The organism is Bradyrhizobium sp. CER78 (assembly GCF_029846235.1).
GTDB lineage: Bacteria > Pseudomonadota > Alphaproteobacteria > Rhizobiales > Xanthobacteraceae > Bradyrhizobium.
Genome location: NZ_JARVWP010000005.1, coordinates 281257 through 298525, shown reverse-complemented (window position 1 = coordinate 298525; position 17269 = coordinate 281257). Strand labels below are relative to the sequence as shown.

The following is a 17269-nucleotide window of genomic DNA, read 5'->3' as shown; positions in this document are numbered from 1 at the left end:
CCATTATACCATGATAAGGTCACTACTTTACCACGATAGCGCGGCGGCCCAGATTTGTCTCCAGCAAAACCTGGAGACTTGCTGATGCGCGTGTTTGTCACTGGAGCGACCGGTTGGGTCGGCTCGGCCGTTACCAATGATCTGATTGCTGCCGGCCACAAGGTGCTCGGCATGACCCGTTCCGACAAGGGCGCGGAAGCGCTCGCCGCCGCCGGTGCCGCGGTTCACTACGGAACGCTGGAGGATCTCGACAGCTTGCGCAGCGGCGCCGCGCAGGCGGATGCGGTGATCCATTGCGCGTTCAACCACGACTTTTCGAAGTTCGCGCAGAACTCCGAGGATGACCGGCGCGCCATCGAGGTGTTCGGCGCCGTGCTCGCAGGATCGAACCGGCCGCTGATCACCACGTCGGGCGTCGCGACCATGGCGCAGGGCCGCGTCGCCACTGAGGAGGATGCGCCGCATCCGCCTTCGCCGGCCTTGCCGCGCATGACCGAAGCGGCCACTTCAGCGGTAGCTGCGCGCGGCGTGCGTGCAGGTGTCGTCCGGCTTGCGCCGTCGGTGCACGGCCATGGCGATCACGGCTTCGTGCCGCGCCTCATCACCATCGCGCGTGAGAAGGGCGTCTCCGCCTATGTCGGCGAAGGACTCAATCGCTGGCCGGGCGTGCATCGTCTCGATGCGGCGCGGCTCTATCGTCTCGCGCTCGAACGCGGCGTCGAAGGCGGCCCGTTCCATGCCATCGCCGATGAGGGCGTGCCGTTCAGGGCGATCGCCGAGGTGATCGCGCGACGTTTGAATATTCCGCTGGTGTCGAAGTCGCCGGAGGAGGCGCTGGAGCATTTCGGCTTCCTCGGCAGGTTTGCCGGCGCCGACGTGCCGGCTTCGAGCGCGCGGACGCGGTCGCGGCTCGACTGGCAGCCGCAGCAGGTGGGCCTGCTCGCCGACATCGATCACCCTGCTTATTTCGCGTAAGGCGCGGCGGAGAACGGGCCATGACAGACGCCATGATGTCGCTCAAGGGCAAGCGCGTGATCGCAATCGGGGGATCGTCGGGGATCGGCTTTGCCGTCGCGGCGCTGGCGCGCGAGCAGGGCGCTGACGTGGTGATCGCGTCCAGCAACACCGCCAATGTCGATGCGGCCGTCGCGCGGCTGCCGGGATCCTCGGGCCGGACCGTCGATCTGCGCGATGAAGCCGGCGTGTCGCGCTTCTTCGAACAGGTCGGCGGCTTCGATCACCTCGCGATCACGGCGGGCGATCAGGGCCTCCCGGCATTCGGCGCGGTGCGCGATCTCGATCTTGGCGTCGCACGCGAGGCGCTTACCCTCCGCTTCTGGGGCTCGCTCGCGGCGGTCAAGCACGCCAGCCGCGCGATCGCGCCGAACGGATCGATCACGCTGACCGGCGGCCTGCTGGCGCATCGTCCGCAAAAAGGCATGCCGTTCGTGACCGCGGCTGCGGGCGCGATGGAGAGCCTGGCCCGCGGCCTTGCCGTCGATCTCGCGCCGGTCCGCGTCAACGCGGTGTGCCCGGGACTCATTCTCACTGAGCGCGTCAGGCAGATGCCGGAAGAGCGGGTGCGCGGCTATGTGGCAGGCTTGCCGTTGCCGCGTGCGGCCTCGCCGGAGGAGGCGGCCACGGCTTATCTCTATGTCATGCTGAACGGCTACGTCACCGGACAGACGCTTGCCGTGGATGGCGGTGGTCTGTTGGTGTGAGGGGCGCGCTCAGAGATCGTAGGGCGGATTAGCGCAAGCGTAATCCGCCGAGGTTCCGCAGTGAAGATGGCGGGTTACGGCTTCGCCTAACCCACCCTACGCAGCTTGCTTAAAGTGGAAAACACCGCATGTAGGCCGCGAACAGCTTCTCGTCGTTATGGCTCACCAGCTCTGAGGCAATCGCGTCGGCAAGATCGAGGTCGCGGTTCTGCACGCGCAGCCATGCCTGGGTGTCGGCGGTGATGGTCAGGGCCGCATCTCCGACAAGGCGCCCCGGCACCACTTGCAGATCACGGCCCTTGATCGCGACCGTCATGTCGAGCGCGCTCGCCCCGGTGAAGCGCAGATGCGTGACGAAATCCAGGCCACGCGCCCGGCCGCGCTGAAATCCGAGCGACAGCGAGAAGATGTAGGCCTGCAGGCTGCCGGTATGCCGGCCGGACGTAACGCGCTGCACCTTCTTGTGCGGAAAGCGCCGCGTCACCGTGTCCTCGGCGTCGGTATCCGGGAGCACGTAGACGAACTCGTCCTTGTCGATCAGCGGCTGCACCACCTCGGTGAAATGCGCGTCGCGATCGCTGAGGAACGGGCCGATCACGTCTTCGCCGGCGGGGCACGCCGAGATGCAATAGGCTGCCTTGTAGCCCGGCTTGAACGACAGCGATTGCCAGATGTTCAGCGTCTCGGTGCGGGGCACGCGGGCGCGATAATCCCTGGCGTCCTTCGAATCCGCAACCTTCTCGACCCATTGCGTGAAGTTGCCGAGAAAGTCGTGATAGTTGTGGGTGTGGCATGACAGGAAATCGAAGCCGCCGTCCGGCTTGATGGCGCCGACCGGGCAGGCGGCGACACACAATTTGCACTCCAGGCAGGGATTGTAGTCGATCGGATGGTCGTGGGCATCGACCTCGCATCCGAGCAGGACGGTACCGAGCAGGACGAAGCTGCCGAATTTCGGGTGGATCACGCTGCGATGGATACCCATCCGGCCGAGACCGGCTTCGACCGCGATCGGCTTGTGCTGGACCATCATGATCCTCGGCAGGTCCATCTCCATCGGGAAGGCGGCGACCGAGTTGCAGGCCGGGATGCCGCGCTCGTCGAGCGCGCGAACGATGGCGCGTGCGGTCTCGTTGACGTGGTCGTAGGTGCCGTGGAATTCCTCGTTCGCGACCGAACGCGACGGCGAGCGCACCGGCTCGCGGTTCATGTGGCAGGCGATCGCCAGCAGGGAACGCGTCCGGCCATAGACTTTTCGGATGAAGTCGCGCTGCGGCGCGATGGCGGCACGCTCGAACTCGATGATGCCGACGTCATCGGCGCCGCAGTTCCGCGCAATCTCCTTGATCAGCTCCGACGAAACCGGGACGTCGTGGACCGGCTGACTGCTGCGTGCCCGCACAGCCCTGACCGTGGGGTGATCGTCGAGGCTCATGGTCCTGCTCTCCATGAAATTACGTTCGTCATATTATTGAGCGGCAGGACGCGGAGCAAGCAATTTATATGTCTATCGTCATGTAATGGGCACATCCCGGAAGAGGACAGAGGTGCAAATCCACGGGTGACGGCCAACGGAGTTAGTTCCGTCATCCTGAGGTGCGAGCGGAGCGAGGATGGACGGCCACAGTCGGGCCGTCGCCCCTTCGAGACGGCCGCTCCGCGGCCTCCTCAGGGTGACGGTGACAAGTTTGGTGGGAAATGCGTTCCCCGCAAAGACGTTTAGGTGGCCATCCTCAATCCAGCAGCTTGGTATCATCGGGCGCCTGCGGCGGCGTCTTGATCGCGATCGCCTTGAACGGGCGGCCGTTCGGCTTGGTGCCGCCATGCGGCGTGCCCTTCGGGATCACGATCAGGTCGCCCGGCTTCACCGGCACTTCCTTGTCGCCGAGCCACACCGTGCCGGTGCCCTCGAGGATGAACTGCATTTCGTTGGTGTTGGGATGCATGTGCTTCGGCACGTTGCCGTCCTGGATCGAGACGGTGGCGCCGTCGGCGGAGACGAACGTCTTGGAGCGGAAGCCTGTCTTGTTGGCGTCGCCGAGCTTGTCGCCCTCCATCTCGCCGGTGTGGATGACCTGCGCGGTGATGCTCTCGGCCGCGAGTGCCGGCCGCAGCAGATGGGTGACGCCGCAGCCGGCGGCGAACGCCGCGGCAATCGACAGAGCGGTTGCAGCCCGATTCATGAAGGGCTCCCTTGGTGTTTCCCTTGAAGTATTCTTGATGGTTCTATTTTTGGTGCTTCTTCGGCTTTTGGTGCTTCTTCGGCGTTTTCCTGCGTCCACGATGCTATGCCGTGGCCGCAGGCTTGACCAGATACCGGAAAGTCGCCTTCTCAAGGCAGGCCCGCTCCTCTATCTTGCCGGCCAGTCGAACGGAGAACGTCATGAACAAATGGCTTGGCAAGCTTGCCGGAACGCTGCTGGCGCTGACCCTGTCCACGGGCCTTGCCGCGGCGCAAAGCAAGATCACCATCGCGGTCGGGGGCGGCGCCTGCCTGTGCTATCTGCCCACCGTGCTGGCCAAGCAGCTCGGTGAATATGACAAGGCCGGGCTTGCGGTCGAACTGGTCGATCTCAAGGGCGGCTCGGACGCGCTCAAGGCCGTGCTCGGCGGCAGCGCCGACGTCGTCTCCGGCTATTTCGACCACTGCGTCAACCTCGCGGCCAAGAAGCAGGAGCTGCAGGCCTTCGTAGTCTATGACCGCTATCCCGGCCTGGTGCTGGTGGTCTCGCCGAAGCACACCGGCGAGATCAACTCGGTCAAGGACCTCGCCGGCAAGAAGGTCGGCGTCAGCGCGTCCGGCTCCTCGACCGACTTCTTCCTGAAATATCTGCTGAAGAAGAACGGCCTCGATCCGGCCGGCACCGCCGTGATCGGCGTCGGGCTCGGCGCCACCGCGGTGGCCGCGATGGAGCAGGGCCAGATCGATGCCGCCGTGATGCTCGATCCCTCCGTCACCGTGCTGCAAGGCAGCCACAAGGACCTCAAGATCCTCAGCGACACCCGCACCCAGCACGACACGCTCGCGGTGTTCGGCGGCGAATATCCGGGCGGCGCGCTCTATTCGACCACCGCCTGGGTCAGCGGCCATGAGAAGGAAGTGCAGGCGCTGACCAATGCGATCATGGCGACGCTCGCCTGGATCCATTCGCATTCCGCCGAAGACATCATGGCCAAGATGCCGGAGGAGATCGTCGGCAAGAACAAGGACCTCTATCTCGCCGCATTGAAGAACACGATCCCGATGTTCTCGGAAACCGGCAAGATGGACCCCAAGGGCGCCGAGGCGGTGCTCGCGGTGTTCAGCGAGGGCTCGCCCGAGGTCGCGAAGGCCGGCATCGACGTCACCAAGACCTACACCAACAAATTCGTCGATCAGGTCAAGAAGACGACCGGAAACGCAAAGTAAACGCGCACGGACGACATGGAGTCTCCACTCATTTGCCGCGTCACTGCGCTCGACCTCGCATTGGCGCGGCGTCCCTGGCCGTTCGCCGACCAGCGGCGCGCCGAGATCGACGCGCATTTCGCCGAACAGCAGCGGCTGAACCCGAACCTGTGGAACGGCCGCGTCCTGCTCGGGCGCGATCCGGTGTTTGCCGATGCCCGGCTCAGTGCGAGCTATTTCGAGACCGATTTCGCAAGCTTTCTGGCCTGGCGTGATTGGGGCTTTCCGGACAAGGAGGTCTTCAACGGCTTCGGCATGGGCGCGCTGCTCTCGAGCGACGGCGCCTTCGTGTGCGGCGTGATGGGCGAGCAGACCGCGAATGCCGGACGAATCTATTTTCCCTCCGGCACGCCCGATCTCGACGACATCAGGGGCGAGACGGTCGACATCGCCGGCAGCGTGATGCGCGAGCTCGAGGAGGAGACCGGGCTCAAGCCATCGGATTGCCGCGGCGATGCCGACTGGCACTGCATCTACACTGGCGTCGCGCTCGCGATGATGCAGATCCTGCGCGTCGACATGCAAGCCGACGCGCTGCGTGCAAAGATCGAGGCCAACCTTGCGCGGCAGGAAAATCCCGAGCTCGCCGGCATCCATCTGGTGCGCAGCCGCGCCGATCTCACCCCGGCCATGCCACGCTTCGTCACCGCGTTCATCGAAACGCAGCTGCCGGAGTAGATTTGGCCTCTTCTGCTGGAGACAGGCTGGACATCGCGGGAGCACGTCCCAATCGACGCTAATGACCCGAGCCAGACGAACCGGATCACGAGTTCGAATCTGTTCGCGCGTCATTTCGGAATTTTTGCCGCCGCGTCATTGGAACCGGGCGCCGTTTATCGCATTCATTTCTCAGTGGTAATTGTAGACTTGCCAGGCTCGTGATGCTGTACACGGCACCGATCGCAGTGCCGGGGGCGCCACACGTGATCGTCATCGGGAATGAGAAGGGTGGCTCAGGAAAGACGACGATCGCGATGCATCTGGCTGTCGCGCTTCTGAAGCAGGGTCAGCGGGTCGGCACCATCGATCTGGACAGCAATCAAAGGGCTCTGACGCGCTACATCGAAAACCGGCGCATCTGGGCCAACCACCGACGGATCAAACTCGAAATTCCGTTGCATCGTTACGTCGGGCGTGCGGAGGGCGCGAAGCTGGACGACAATGAAGCCGCCGAATTGGCGGCTTTCGGGGAGGCGGTCTCCAGCCTCAAGGGATCTCTCGATTTCCTGGTGATCGATACCCCTTCAACGGATACTTACCTGATGCGTCTTGCCCACCTCGTGGCGGATACGCTGCTAACGCCCGTCACCGACAGCTTTCTTGACCTCGGCTCGCTGGCCTCAACCGATCCCATCACGCACGAAATGACGGGAACCGGTCACTATGCGGAGTTGGTCTGCGACGCCCGCAGGCGACGCCTCCAATTCGACCGGAGCCATGCCGATTGGGTCGTCATCCACAACCGCTCGTCGGCGCGCCGGCTGGTGCGGCGGAGCCTTGCCGAAGCAGGAACAAGGCTGGCGTTCAGGCATCTCGGCGGTTGTTCCGAGCGAAACGTGTATCGCCAGTTCTCCGCTTCCGGGCTCACCGTCCTCGATGCACTGGACGAAGCAATCCTCGGTGAGCGCCCGGATCGGTCGCACCGATTGGCTCAACAGGAGATGTGTCATCTCATCGAGCTGTTAAGGCTGCCGATCAGCGAGCGCGCACGCCGGAGGGCCGCGGCGCGCGAGGAGTGGTTTGTGTCGGCACATACGCCGCTTGATACCGGGGACCTGCTGGCTGATGAAATTGCCGATCCACTGCCAGAGTAGCGGCGGATCATTCGGCCACTTCAACGATCATCTCGACCTCCACGGCATTGTTGAACGGAAGACCCGCCATCCCGACCGCAGATCGCGCGTGTTTGCCGGCCGCCTCGCCGAAGACCTCCACCATCAAGTCGGAGAATCCGTTCACGACTTTCGGCTGCTCGCCAAAGCCGTCGGCCGAATTGACCATCCCGAAGACCTTGACCACGCGCTTGACGCGATCGAGGCTTCCAAGTGCGACGCGCACCTTCGCCAACATGATCAGGCCGACCTGGCGGGCCGTGTCATAACCTTCCTGCACGGTGAGGTCCTTGCCCACCTTGCCCTTGTAGTTCCAGTCTGCGGCCGGAGTGTTCCCTGCGAGGAAGAGCAGATTGCCGACCCGGACCGCATCGACGTAGTTGGCGACCGGTGTCGGAACGGCCGGCAGCGTGATGTTCAACTCCTTCAGCCTGGCCTCGGCGGACGGTGAATTCTGCGCCACCGCACCCGACGGAGCGGCAATCCACGCTCCCAATCCAAGCACGCACGCACCCAACCACGAAATGAGTCTCGCTCTGCAAAGCATGTGAGTCATGTGTCGCCTCCAATGACAATTACTTCGCAGCCCTCAGGATAAGGCAGAAACAGCGAAGCTGCCTTCCGTAGTTCTCCGGTCCGAAAAGTCGTCGGCACCGTGCCGCCGAAACTTTGCGCAAGCCTGCGCCGCGGCGACGCAGCCATCGCGCTTGACATCATCGGCCGCTCCCCCTGTGATAGGGTGGCACGATAACAAAAAATGCAGTGCACAATCTCTGGGGAGGGATGCATGCCGATCAGGAGGGTCACCCGCTGGCTCGCGGGTCTGTCTGTCGCGCTCGCGGCGTTCGGCGTGGCTGGCGCCGCGCAGGCGCAGGACAAGAAGATCAAGATCGGCGTGATCTTCGATTTGACCGGCCCGCTGGCCGGCGGTGGCTCCGAGCTGCAATATACCGGCGTCAAGATCATGCTCGACCATTACGCCAAGACCGGCGTCGAGGGGTACAAGGTCGAGGCTGTTTATGCCGACGCGCAGAGCAAGCCCGACATCGCCATCAACGAGGCCGTCCGCCTGCTCGAGCAGGAGAAGGTCGACATGGTGATGGGCTTCTTCTCCTCGGCGCAATGCGTGCCGGTGGCGGCCCGGGTCGACCAGATGAAGAAGTTCATGTGGATCACCACCTGCATCTCCTCGGGTGTGTTCGACGGCAAGAACTACAAATACGTGTTCCGCCCGCAGGCCGCCGGCAACCAGTACGGCATGATGACGACCGACTTCATCGCGCAATATTCGCTGTCGAAGTTCGGCAAGGAGCCGAAGGACCTGCGGGTTGCGATCATCCATGAGGACGGCGCCTATGGCGTCGACGTCGCCAAGGGCAACGAGGCCGGCGCCAAGAAAGCCGGTTTCAACATCGTGCTCAAGGAGGGCTATTCGGCGACCGCGCCCGATCTGTCGGCGCTGGTGACCAAGCTGAAGCGCGCCAAGCCCGACGTGATCTTCCACACCGGCTACAATCCGGACATTACCTTGCTGTTCCGCCAGGCCCGCGAGCAGGGGCTGAAATTCGGCGCCATCGTCGGCCACGGCGCCGGCTATGGCGTCTACGAGAAGCTGAAGGAAGGTCTCGGCGCCGATGCCAACTATCTCTTCAACACCGATCCGATCTCGATCTGGCTCGCCAACCAGAAGACCATGGACCCGAAGCTGCCGCCGGTCATCAAGATGGTCGGCGAGGAGTTCGACAAGCTCAAACCGGGCGTGCCGATCCGCTCCGCCCATGTCGGCATCGGCGCGGCCAACGCCTATGTCTTCCTCGACGACGTGCTGCCGCGCGCGATCAAGAAATACGGCGGCGTCGATCCCGACGCGCTGCGCAAGGCCGCGCTTGACACCGACATACCCGAGGGCGGCACCATGCTCGGCTACGGCGTGAAGTTCTACGGCGAGGGCGAGCAGTATGCCGGGCAGAATGCGCGCTCGTTCCCGGTGGTGCTGCAATATATCGACGACAAATCCTATGTGGTGTGGCCGAAGAGCCAGATGCAGCGCGAGACCGTGCTGCCGCTGCCGGCCGGCACCACCTATAGCTACAAATAGTTCAAGCCAGATGAGATCAGGTCGAACAGCAGCCGCGAAGGAACTGCGCTCCCTCTCCCGTTTGCGGGGGAGGGTTGGGGTGGGGGCTCTCTCCACGAATCGTATCGTGGAGAGAGCCCCCACCCGGATCGCATCTTCGATGCGCTCCGACCTCCCCCGCAAGCGGGAGAGGTGCAGCGAGTCCGCGGCCAAGCTGATTCCATCTGACTCCGTCCTGCTCTAGCGCTGCGAAAGGGATGCCGTGCTCGCCGTAGAAGGCCTGGTCAAGCGGTTTGGCGGCTTTCGCGCCGTCAACAACGTGTCGTTCCGCGTCGAGCAGGGCGAGATCCTCGGCCTGATCGGGCCGAACGGCTCGGGCAAGAGCACGATCTTCAACATGCTGTCGGGCACCTTGCCGCCGACCGAGGGCTCGATCCTGTTTGATGGCCGCGAGATCGCGGGGCTTGCGCCGCACCGGATCATTGTCGGCGGCATCGGCCGCACCTTCCAGATCCCGCGGCCGTTCCATCGGCTCAGCATTTTCGAGAATGTCGTGCTCGCCGGCTTCTACGGGCAGGGCCGTCACAGCCGCGCCAAGGCCGAGGAGGCGGCCGAGCGTGCGCTGGCGATGGTCGGGCTGCCGACCGATCGCCATGCCAGCGTCGAGGGCCTGGGCGCCGCCGGCTTGAAGAAGCTGGAGCTGGCCAAGGCGCTCGCCACCGGTCCAAGGCTTCTGCTCGCGGATGAAAGCCTCGGCGGGCTCGACGAGGCCGAGATGGACCAGGCCGCCGACATGCTCCGCCGGATCCGCGACGAGCTCGGCATCACCATCATCTGGGTTGAGCACATCATGGGCGTCTTGATGCGCGTGGTCGATCGCGTGATGGTGCTCGATCACGGCGAGAAGATCGCCGAGGGCTTGCCGGCCGATGTTGCCGGCGATGCCCGGGTGATCGAGGTCTATCTCGGCACCGACGCGGACGCGAGCCTGGCGGCGGCGGCCGCGGCGCAGGCGCGCCGCCGGATCGGGGCATGAGCGGCATGCTGGAGCTGAAATCGATCGATGCGGGTTATGGCAGCTTCCAGGCGCTGTTCGACGTCAGCCTCGACGTCAAGGCGGGCGAGGCGGTCGGCGTGATCGGCCCGAACGGCGCCGGCAAGACCACCTTGATGCGCATTATCTCCGGCTTGATCCGCCCGATCAGAGGCACCATCGCGATGGAAGGCACCGATGTCGTCGCGACGCCGGCGCATCGCATCGTCAGTCTCGGGATCGCGCATGTGCCGGAAAATCGCCGGCTGTTTCCGCGGCTCACCGTGGCGGACAATCTGAAGATGGGCGCCTACATGCCGGGTGCCCGCGCGCACTATGCCGAACGGCTGGAGTTCGTGTTCGAGCTGTTTCCACGGCTCAAGGAGCGCCTGCAGCAGATGGCCGGCACCATGTCGGGCGGCGAGCAGCAGATGTGCGCGATCGGCCGCGCGCTGATGTCGAACCCGAAACTGCTGCTGCTCGATGAGCCCTCGGCCGGGCTCGCGCCGGTCGTGGTGCAGCAGGTGTTTGAGCTGGTCAAGCGCATCCGCGCCTCAGGGCTGACGGTGTTGATCGTCGAGCAGAACGTGCAGCAGGTGCTGCGCGTGGTCGATCGTGCCTATCTGCTGGAAGCCGGCAGCATCCGCGCCGCCGGCACGGCAGCGGAACTCGCGGCCAGCGACACCATCAAGCAGGCGTATTTGGGGGTGTAGGGGATGATGACGATATCGGAAAGTGTTGCGGCATCGGCGGTTCACGTCTCCCCTTGTGGGAGAGGTCGGATCGCATCGCTAGATGCGATCCGGGTGAGGGGTTACGCTCTCTCGTGGGACCTGTTGCCCTCACCCGGCGCTACGCGCCGACCTCTCCCGGACGGGGAGAGGTAAGAGAGAGGCTGCCATGCAATCCTTCCTCGACATCTTCGACATCTACCTGCTGGAAGCCGTCATCAACGGCATCCTGCTCGGCGGCGTGCTGGCGCTGCTGGCGCTCGGGCTCAATCTGATCTTCGGCGTCATCGACGTCACCTGGATCTGCTACGCCGAGCTGGTGATGATCGGCATGTACGGCATGTACTATCTGGTGCAGGTCTTCCATCTGCCATACTGGGCCGCCGCGCCGCTCGTTATCCTGCTGGTGGCGCTGCTGGGTGCCGCGCTGCACTTCTTCGTCATCGCGCCCTTGCTGACCGCACCGCCGATCAACCAGCTGCTCGCCACCGGCGGCGTGCTGTTCATCCTGCAAAGCTTCGCCACCGTCGCCTTCGGGATCGATTTCCGCAATCTCGGCATCCGCCTGCCGGTGCTTGCGCTCGGCGAGATGAACTTCAGTTACGCGCGGTTGCTGTCGTTCGCGGCCGCGCTGGTCGGCATGGTCGGCGTCTACCTGTTCCTGACCCGCACCTTCACCGGCACCGCGATCCGCGCCATCGCGCAGGACCGCCAGATCATGCCGCTGATGGGCGTCGATCCCAAACGCATCTATCTCGTCACCTCGGCGATCGGCGGTGGGCTCGCCGGCCTCGCCGCGTGCCTGCTGGTGCTGCAATATGACGTGCATCCGTTCGTCGGCCTGTCGTTCGGACCGATCACCTTCCTGATCTGCGTGCTCGGCGGCCTCGGCAACTTCATCGGCGGCTTCATCGCCGCTTTCGTGTTCGCCGAGATCATCTCGCTCGGCGGCCTGTTCTCCGATCTTGAATGGGGCTACGTGCTGGCGTTCGCCTTCTTCATCGTCATGATGTTCATCCGGCCCGCGGGCCTCCTGGCGAGGCGCTCGTGAACAGGCATGCTGCCGGCTGGATCATTGCGCTGCTCGCGCTCGTCGCGCTGCCATTCGTGCACCGCGATCCCTATCACCTGCACGTGCTGGTGCTGATCCTGATCTGGTCGTTCGCCTACACGTCATGGTCGATCATGGGCCGCTTCGGCCTGGTCTCGCTCGGCCATGGCGGCTTCATGGGGATCGGCGCCTATGTCACCGCGCTGCTGTGGAATCACCTCGGCGTGTCGCCCTGGATCGGCATTCCCTTGAGCATGGCGACCGCAGGCGTGCTCGCGCTGATCGTGGCCTATCCCTGCTTCCGCTTCCGCATCACCGGGCACTATTTCGTGCTGGTGACCTTGGCGCTGTCCGGCATCGTGCTGCAGGTCATCACCGCGACCCGCGACTATACCGGCGGCTCGCTCGGCTACACGCCGCAGCGCGCCCAAAGCGGCAAGGGGCTGTTTGCGCTGCAATTCGACGACAAGACCACCTGGTATCTGATCGCGCTCGCGGTCTGGGTCGCAGGGCTCGTGATCTGGCGCGCGATCGACCGCAGCATGATCCGCCATGCCATGGAGGCGATCTCGGAGGACGAGGACGCCGCGGCTGCGGCCGGCGTCAACGTTACCGCCGAGAAGCTCAAGATCACCCTGATCAGCGCGCTGATGACCGCGCTGTCCGGCGCGCTGTATTGCCAGTACCAGATGTTCATCTCGCCGGACACCGTGAGCGGCATCGCGGTCTCCTTGCAGATGGTGTTCGCGGCGATCGTCGGCGGCGTCTATGTCGCGCTGGGGCCGACGGTCGGCGCCGTCATCACCATCGTGCTGGCGGAGGTGCTGCGCATCTCGTTCGGCACCAAGGCGGTCGGCTGGGACAACCTGGTCTACGGCATATTGCTGGTGCTCTTCATCATCTTCCTGCCCAAGGGCATTCTTGGTAGCGTGATCGACCGGATCAAATCGCCACGCAAGCCGTCGAGAGGCCATGAGCAGCAAACCGTCCCCATCGCTCGCCGATGAACTGAAACCCTACGTCGCGCCGTTCCGCTTCGACGGGAGTGGCGAATTCCACCTCAAGTCGTATCCGACCGCCGAGAAGGGCGGCATCGACAAGGACGCCGGCGGCAAGATCATCGAGGCCAACCGCAAGCGGCTCAACGACTTCCAGGAGAAGCTCTACGCCCAGGATCGCTGGTCGCTGCTGCTGATCTTCCAGGGCATGGACGCGGCCGGCAAGGACAGTGCGATCAAGAGCGTGTTCGAGGGCGTCAATCCGCAGGGCTGCGAGGTCTCCTCCTTCAAGCAGCCGTCGAGCCGGGAGCTCGACCACGACTATATGTGGCGCGCGATGATCGCGCTGCCGGAGCGCGGCCGCATCGGCATCTTCAACCGCTCCTATTACGAGGAGTGCCTGGTGGTGCGGGTGCATCCCGAGGTGCTCGGCAAGCAGAAGCTCCCGAAGAAGCTGGTGACGAAGAACATTTGGCGCGAACGCTTCGAGGACATCTCCGCGATCGAGCGCTATCTGTCGCGCAACGGCACCATGATCCTGAAATTCTTCCTGCACGTCTCCAAGGAGGAGCAGCGCCAGCGCTTCCTCGACCGGCTCGAGGAGCCGGCCAAGAACTGGAAGTTTTCCATGGCCGACATTTCCGAACGGCAGCTATGGGCCAAGTACCAGGCGGCCTATCAGGACATGATCCACCACACCGCGACCAGGGACGCGCCCTGGCACATCGTGCCCGCCGACCACAAATGGTTTGCCCGCGTCGTGATCGGTTCGACCATCGTCAATGCGCTCGATCGGCTCGATCTGAAATTCCCCGAGGTCGACAAGGCGGACCTCAGCGAATTCAAGCGCGTCCGCGCCGCGCTGGAAGCGGAAGGCAAGGGCGGTGCGATGGAGATGGCGGCGAAGAAGGAGGCCGCGAAGAAGTAGCGGCGTGTTGCTGGCGGTCGTGCCTGATGACGTAAGGTGAGCACGTTGGTCAGGCTCCCTCCCCCCTTGCGGGGGAGGGTGGGGAGAGGGGTAAGCCCCGGGCGAGATCACCGAGGCGAAGCGTTGCGTTCGCAATCTCGATCGCGCGTTGTCGAAGTTAAATCGAGAGAGTCCCCGTGTGGTGCCCCTCTCCCTAACCCTCCCCCGCAAGGGGGGAGGGAACCCGTCCGCTGGTGCGTCCCTTACATCGCTATGGCCGCTAACCCTTGCGCGACGGCATCCAGGCGGACAGCACGTAGAAGCCGATCGCGACGATGAGCAGATAGCGGAAGCCGAGCAGGGTGGAGCACGACTCGGCGAGCCCGCCGATGACAGACCCCGCGATGTTGGAGCCGAACGCCTGATCGGGATTGGCTTCGTCGCGGAACGAGCGCGCGAAGATCACGCCGGCGAAGAACATCGGGCCGAGCGCCAGCGCGCAGGGAATCACGTAGCGCCAGACGATGCCGCCGCTGAGGAACGTGTCGAGCGGCACCAGCACCGAGACCGCCAGCAGCGCCAGCAGCCCGGCATAGTGCCGCACCAGCCGGGTCGACGGCGCCTTGATCACGTACAGATTGGCGGCGAGGATCAACAGCAGCGCGGTGAAGAACACCGCGGAGTTGACCAGCCAGGTGCTGCCGAACAGCAGCGCCATCTGCACGACGGCCTTGGTCTCGAGCAGCATGAAGGCCGCGCCGAGGAAGAACATCCGGTTGTTCGGCCGCCAGGCACCCTTCGGCTTGAACAGGTAGATGAGGCCGAGCCCGAGCACGCCGAGCAGGATCATCGAACGAACCGTGAGGTCGGGGATCAGCCGTCCGCTGACATAGAGGAACGGCCAGTCGTCGCTGGTCGATTGCTTGGCGCCTTCATTGTCGACCACCAGTTTGGCCGGCGCCAGCGGCACCCAGTCGCCGCGCTGGGGCGCCGCCTTGTCCTGCTTGTCTTGCGGCCTGTCGAAGCCGTCGACCGAGAGGTTCTCCGGCGGAAGGCTGTTCAGCCAGAACTTGCCGCGGTCGCGGAATGCGGTGGAGATGCGCGGATTGCAGCCCGCGATGATGGTGGTGAAGCCGACCGGTTCCGACGACGTCAGCGTTTCCTTGTAGGGCAGCGGCAGCACCAGCGGGTCGCAGCCGAACACCTGCTTGGCCATCTCGGCGACGCGCTGCACGATCCAGCCCTGGCGATAGTAATTGTACATCACGAAGATGCCGTCCTGCTTCAGCACGCGGCGGACGTCCTGGAATGCCTGTTCGGTGAACAGATAGCTTTCGAGACGGATGTTGGCGTAGCCGCTGTGCAGGATCAGCGAGTCGACCAGCGCATACACCACGAGATCATATTTGCGGTCCGTGGTGCGCAGGAAATGCCGGCCGTCGTCGAGATGCGGCACTACCCGTGGATCCTGGTACGGCTTGTCGGGATGGTTGTGGATGCCGATGTCCTGGATCGCGGGATCGATCTCGACCGCATCGACGTGCTCGACGCCGAAGCGCAATGCGTGCGCAAGGTCGTTGCCGGAGCCGGCGCCGATGATCATGACGTCCTTGAACGGCGCGCCGCCGCTGTGTTTCTGCAGCAAATGGATCAGCGAATAGGACGAGCCGCGTTCGCTGAACGGCATCATTTCCTGATGGCCGATGCTGTTGACGGTGATCTCGCCGCTCTTCTTGTTGAGGTCGACGGCGTAATAGGGCGACCAGCGGATGTCATGGTTGCCGGAACGATCGGCGTAGAATCCGGTGAATCCCACCACGAAGACGATCGTCACGAGGCGCAGCATCGACAGCGCCTTGTCCTGGTAGAGCAGATAGACGATGCCGGCGCAGCTGATGCCGAACCAGACCACCGGCGGCGCCTGCGCGAACGACAGCAGCGAGAATCCCACGATGCCCGCGAGGCTGCCGCCGATATTCAACGAATAGCCGGCGACGCGGTTCGGGTAGGCGTCGAAGGCGCGGCCGAGCGTCTGGCCAAGGCCGACGAACATCAGTGCGATCAGCACGAAGAACAGCCCGGCGATCACCTCGATCGGCACGACGAATTTGGCAAGATCCGGGTTGCGATACTCGGTGCCGAAAAACACCTCCTGCGGCGAGGCCTGATGGCCGACGTCGACCGCGAACTCGCCCCATTGGAAATACAGCACCATGATCGTGGCGACCGCCGCGAAGGTCACGAGCGCGAGCCCGGGAAACAGCGCAAGCCAGTTGGTGGTCCGCCGCGCGGCAAGGCAGCCGCAGGACATGCCGAGGAAGGCCGCCAGCAGCACGATGTTGGTGAAGAATTGCAGGAAGACGACCTTGGCCGAGAACCAGCGGATGCAGGCCAGTTCGAGGAACAGGATCAGGAATCCGACGAGGAAGAGATTGAAGCCAGCTTGTCGCTGATTGGGCCCTTCGGCCACGTTCGTCGCGGGCATGATCCCCATATCTCCTTAACCAAACAAGATCGCGCCCTTAACACCCGGCCGCCGTCCGCACCCTAGATGCAACCTGTTGAGCAAAGATTGACTTCAGCGGCCGCGCACGGGCGACGGTTGTCTCCGTCAGCGTCACGCATGATGTCATGGTGTAGGAGAGGTTTAGCTGTGAGCGGATTTGCCGCTGTTCCGAGCATCGATCAGGATAGTGAAAGCACGTGATGTGAGGTGAGCACTCTGTTCGGCTCCCTCCCCCCTTGCGGGGGAGGGTGGGGAGAGGGGTAAGCCCCAGGCGAGATCATCGTGATAAGCGGAGCTATGGCAGTCTTGGTTGCCGAGACGCTCAGTGACAGAGCTCGTCGTGTGGCCACCCCTCGCCCTAACCCTCCCCCGCAAGGGGGGAGGGAACCCTTCCGTTGGTGCGTCCCTACATGAGTGCGTAACTGCGCCGGAGCGACGGCGCCGCGCGCACGCGTCACGCTGCAGCTTCTCCGAACACCATCTGCCAGCCCTTGCGCGTGTCCATGTATTCGCGCACCTGCTTGATGCGGCCTGCCTCGACCACGAACACGAAGCAATAGTCATTGTCGTAGGGCCGGCCGCCCGGCAGCGTCGCGCGCATGCGCTCCTCGACGATCACGCTGTCGCCGTCGGCATGAACCGCGTGGAACGCGATGTCGATCTCGGTGAACAGGCGGTGCATCTCGGTCGAGATGAAGCGGGCGATCGCCTCCGCGCCGATCATGTGATCGGTGTGATCGAGCGCGACCGCCGTGGCGTTGCGGGCCGGCGCGATCCATTCGGCATCCGGTGTGAACGCGGCGGCAATCAGCTTGGCGTCGCGGGTCCTGAAGGTCTGCCAGGCGTCGAGGACGATGTCCTTGTTGGTCGGGCTGGTCATTGCGAGGTCTCCGGGGTTGATCGGTCGGCTCGATCTAGGCCGGCGCGGCGGGACCTGCTGGCCGGAATCGGACCTCATCACCGCC

At 64.1% G+C, this 17269-nt stretch carries 16 protein-coding genes; 11 read left to right on the top strand and 5 right to left on the bottom strand.

Annotated features, from left to right (window positions below; translation table 11 throughout):
• Nucleotides 1-84 precede the first annotated feature (84 nt).
• Together QDT69_RS13035 and QDT69_RS13030 are read left to right on the top strand one after the other, a co-directional pair.
• Nucleotides 85-975 (top strand): SDR family oxidoreductase, encoded by an 891-nt coding sequence (locus QDT69_RS13035; RefSeq protein WP_279706931.1) that lies wholly within the window; start codon nt 85-87, stop codon nt 973-975.
• A gap of 20 nt (nt 976-995) precedes the next feature.
• Nucleotides 996-1721, top strand: a complete 726-nt coding sequence (locus QDT69_RS13030) for an SDR family oxidoreductase (protein ID WP_279706930.1) — start codon at nt 996-998, stop codon at nt 1719-1721.
• 109 nt (nt 1722-1830) lie between these two features.
• Here QDT69_RS13030 and QDT69_RS13025 read toward each other — a convergent pair whose 3' ends face one another.
• Both QDT69_RS13025 and QDT69_RS13020 read right to left on the bottom strand, forming a co-directional pair.
• Nucleotides 1831-3156 (bottom strand): 4Fe-4S binding protein, encoded by a 1326-nt coding sequence (locus tag QDT69_RS13025; protein ID WP_279706929.1) that lies wholly within the window; start codon nt 3154-3156, stop codon nt 1831-1833.
• A 298-nt stretch (nt 3157-3454) separates the two neighbouring features.
• A complete protein-coding gene (locus tag QDT69_RS13020; protein ID WP_279706928.1) occupies nt 3455-3904 on the bottom strand; it encodes a cupin domain-containing protein in 450 nt (149 codons plus the stop codon).
• A gap of 200 nt (nt 3905-4104) precedes the next feature.
• On the opposite strand from QDT69_RS13020, the gene QDT69_RS13015 reads away from it, so the two are divergent.
• The 3 genes from QDT69_RS13015 (at nt 4105) to QDT69_RS13005 (ending at nt 6983) form a co-directional block, all read left to right on the top strand.
• Nucleotides 4105-5130 (top strand): ABC transporter substrate-binding protein, encoded by a 1026-nt coding sequence (locus tag QDT69_RS13015; RefSeq protein WP_279706927.1) that lies wholly within the window; start codon nt 4105-4107, stop codon nt 5128-5130.
• A gap of 15 nt (nt 5131-5145) precedes the next feature.
• A complete protein-coding gene (locus QDT69_RS13010) occupies nt 5146-5847 on the top strand; it encodes an NUDIX hydrolase (protein ID WP_279706926.1) in 702 nt (233 codons plus the stop codon).
• A gap of 203 nt (nt 5848-6050) precedes the next feature.
• On the top strand, nt 6051-6983 hold the full coding sequence (locus tag QDT69_RS13005) for a division plane positioning ATPase MipZ (protein ID WP_279706925.1): 933 nt from the start codon (nt 6051-6053) through the stop codon (nt 6981-6983).
• A gap of 7 nt (nt 6984-6990) precedes the next feature.
• Here QDT69_RS13005 and QDT69_RS13000 read toward each other — a convergent pair whose 3' ends face one another.
• Complete coding sequence (locus tag QDT69_RS13000) at nt 6991-7557, bottom strand: RidA family protein (RefSeq protein WP_279706924.1); 567 nt, start codon at nt 7555-7557, stop codon at nt 6991-6993.
• A gap of 231 nt (nt 7558-7788) precedes the next feature.
• Here QDT69_RS13000 and QDT69_RS12995 point away from each other — a divergent pair, with 231 nt between their 5' ends.
• The 6 genes from QDT69_RS12995 to QDT69_RS12970 all read left to right on the top strand — a co-directional run bounded on the left by QDT69_RS12995 (nt 7789) and on the right by QDT69_RS12970 (nt 13819).
• Nucleotides 7789-9099: an ABC transporter substrate-binding protein gene (locus QDT69_RS12995; protein ID WP_279706923.1), complete on the top strand. Its 1311-nt coding sequence runs from the start codon at nt 7789-7791 to the stop codon at nt 9097-9099.
• A gap of 241 nt (nt 9100-9340) precedes the next feature.
• Nucleotides 9341-10114, top strand: a complete 774-nt coding sequence (locus QDT69_RS12990; protein WP_279706922.1) for an ABC transporter ATP-binding protein — start codon at nt 9341-9343, stop codon at nt 10112-10114.
• Nucleotides 10115-10119: 5 nt separating this feature from the next.
• The gene (locus QDT69_RS12985) at nt 10120-10824 is read left to right on the top strand and encodes an ABC transporter ATP-binding protein (protein ID WP_279707122.1); all 705 of its coding nucleotides are present in this window, start codon (nt 10120-10122) and stop codon (nt 10822-10824) included.
• Between the two features lie 187 nt (nt 10825-11011).
• Nucleotides 11012-11893, top strand: coding sequence for a branched-chain amino acid ABC transporter permease (locus QDT69_RS12980; RefSeq protein WP_074125711.1), 882 nt, complete (start codon nt 11012-11014; stop codon nt 11891-11893).
• Entirely contained in the window at nt 11890-12900 is a 1011-nt protein-coding gene (locus tag QDT69_RS12975) for a branched-chain amino acid ABC transporter permease (protein ID WP_279706921.1), read from the top strand. Before QDT69_RS12980 ends, QDT69_RS12975 begins: the two co-directional genes overlap by 4 nt.
• The gene (locus QDT69_RS12970) at nt 12866-13819 is read left to right on the top strand and encodes a polyphosphate kinase 2 family protein (protein WP_279706920.1); all 954 of its coding nucleotides are present in this window, start codon (nt 12866-12868) and stop codon (nt 13817-13819) included. The genes QDT69_RS12975 and QDT69_RS12970 overlap by 35 nt, the downstream gene beginning before the upstream one ends.
• A 259-nt stretch (nt 13820-14078) precedes the next feature.
• On the opposite strand, the gene QDT69_RS12965 is transcribed toward QDT69_RS12970, so the two are convergent.
• Nucleotides 14079-16283, bottom strand: coding sequence for a hypothetical protein (locus QDT69_RS12965; RefSeq protein ID WP_279706919.1), 2205 nt, complete (start codon nt 16281-16283; stop codon nt 14079-14081).
• A 475-nt stretch (nt 16284-16758) separates the two neighbouring features.
• Nucleotides 16759-17184 carry a nuclear transport factor 2 family protein gene (locus tag QDT69_RS12960; protein ID WP_279706918.1) on the bottom strand — a complete coding sequence of 142 codons (426 nt, stop codon included), beginning with the start codon at nt 17182-17184 and terminating at the stop codon, nt 16759-16761.
• Nucleotides 17185-17269 lie beyond the last annotated feature (85 nt).